The sequence below is a fragment of the Mesorhizobium sp. M1A.F.Ca.ET.072.01.1.1 genome (assembly GCF_004023325.1).
GTDB lineage: Bacteria > Pseudomonadota > Alphaproteobacteria > Rhizobiales > Rhizobiaceae > Mesorhizobium.
In genome coordinates this window covers 1-1656 of record NZ_RZSF01000610.1, presented here as the reverse complement: position 1 = coordinate 1656, position 1656 = coordinate 1, and the positions used below count along the sequence as shown (strand labels likewise).

Genomic DNA, 1656 nt, shown 5'->3' with positions numbered 1-1656 from the left:
GGCGAGCCGCATGCTGGCGGCGGCGCATTTCAGCGCCAGCCGCTGGCGCCAGGCGCCGGTCCAGCTGGCTTGCGCGCGGGCAAGCGCGTCGAGCGCAGCCAGGGCAGCGCCCGCCTGGAAGGCGGCGTCACTGTCGCTCGACGCGCCGGCGGTTGCTAGCGCCCAGGCCGGAACGGACGGCGGCGCGATGGGGCTGGCGGTCGCGGGATCGAGGCGAATCATGACTTCGAGGGTAAATCGCCCGTGCGCTTTTCGCCATTATTTTCGCGCCCAAACGCACAGCTTGTCGGCAACAACAAACGAATGATAAAATTTATTATCCGTCGTTCTCGTCTTTATATAGGAAATGGCCTCTGTCGCTCGCGTTTCACCGCCGGACGGCCGCGTTTTGACGCCAGATCGACGAGAATTCGCGTTCATTGAGCGGACCGGGTCTGCGGCCACTTCCCGGACAGCGGCCAGCGGATGGCCTCTCCCGTCGAGCAGAACGCCGAAATTCACGACAATCGGGCTTCCGGACGAAATCTCGCGCATCCCTTGTGCGGCTGCGCGTCGTCGAGGTCGGTTCCGGGAGAGAGCGAAATGACACTCTAAGGGGCAAGAAAGCCCGTTCCGATCGAACCCACGTGGATTTTGATGCGGGTAGGCCTTGATTTGCAGGGTGCGGCCGTTGTCCAAAACAGACTATACTCAAGAGCGGCCAGAGGAGGACGGGTCTGTGAGCGACCAGGAATTGCAGCACATCATCACCAAATCACGGGACGCCAAACACGGCGGGTTTGGAGTCTTGTCTACAAGCGAGAAGCTAGCCGCTGCACTGGTGCTAAACCGGCCCGACTGGCTGGCCGAAATGAACTACACGCTCGCGGAGGCCATAGAACGCGTCGGTCCGGTATGGCTGACCTTGATTCCGAAAGCAGCGCGCGAGCTGGAATACGAAGACGAGCGCGCAGCGGGTAAGGCATGATCCAGCAGGCCGGCCAGGCGGCATCCTGTCCTTGTCCGGCCCATGAACCACGGCGGCCTCGCTGTAAGGTTCGTCCGTTCGATTGTCACGAAAAATCCGGTGATTCGGCTAGAATCCGCCAATGAACTCCGAAGATGATTCGCGCCAGATCAATGACTTGCCGTCCGTTGACGAAGCGCGAGCAACAGCCTCTCTCGTCGATCAAAACCCCGAAAATCGTGCTCGGCGCAGCTCCGCTCAACCACAGGAAACGGCGACCCCTGTCGATCAGGATGCTGTCGACCAAACCGCGGCGGCGCCCTCGGCCGAGCCCAACGGCTCGAGCACCGACGACCTGCCCGACATCATCGACGTCGTCATGGAGATGGGCCGCGCGCCGGAGCAGCCCTCGGCCGACGCCCCCTCCGCTCTTCCGGTCGTCGCCAATGCCCGCCTGCCGGCGCATCTCTGCGCGCTGGCCGATCGCGCCCGCGACTACGTCGAGGCGGCGAGCTCGGCCAATACCCGCCGCGCCTACGCTTCGGACTGGAAGCAGTTTGCGAGCTGGTGCCGTCGCCAGGGTGTCGAGATGTTTCCGCCCGATCCGCAGGTGGTCGGGCTCTACGTCACGGCATGCGCCTCGGGTAAGGCGACCGGCGACAAGAAGCCGAACTCCGTCTCGACGATCGAGCGCCGGCTCTCCTCGCTGA

2 protein-coding genes and 1 pseudogene are annotated in these 1656 nt (G+C 63.5%); 2 read left to right on the top strand and 1 reads right to left on the bottom strand.

Going from position 1 to position 1656, the window contains the following annotated elements; genetic code table 11:
* Positions 1-222 (bottom strand): DUF1403 family protein (locus EOA32_RS36890; RefSeq protein WP_128374285.1); only part of this gene is annotated, 222 nt, incomplete at its 3' end.
* A 496-nt stretch (positions 223-718) separates the two neighbouring features.
* Between EOA32_RS36890 and EOA32_RS36885 the strand changes: the two genes are divergently transcribed.
* Complete coding sequence (locus EOA32_RS36885) at positions 719-967, top strand: hypothetical protein (RefSeq protein ID WP_126092836.1); 249 nt, start codon at positions 719-721, stop codon at positions 965-967.
* 121 nt (positions 968-1088) lie between these two features.
* A pseudogene (locus tag EOA32_RS36880) lies at positions 1089-1656 on the top strand (hypothetical protein); the annotation flags it as partial.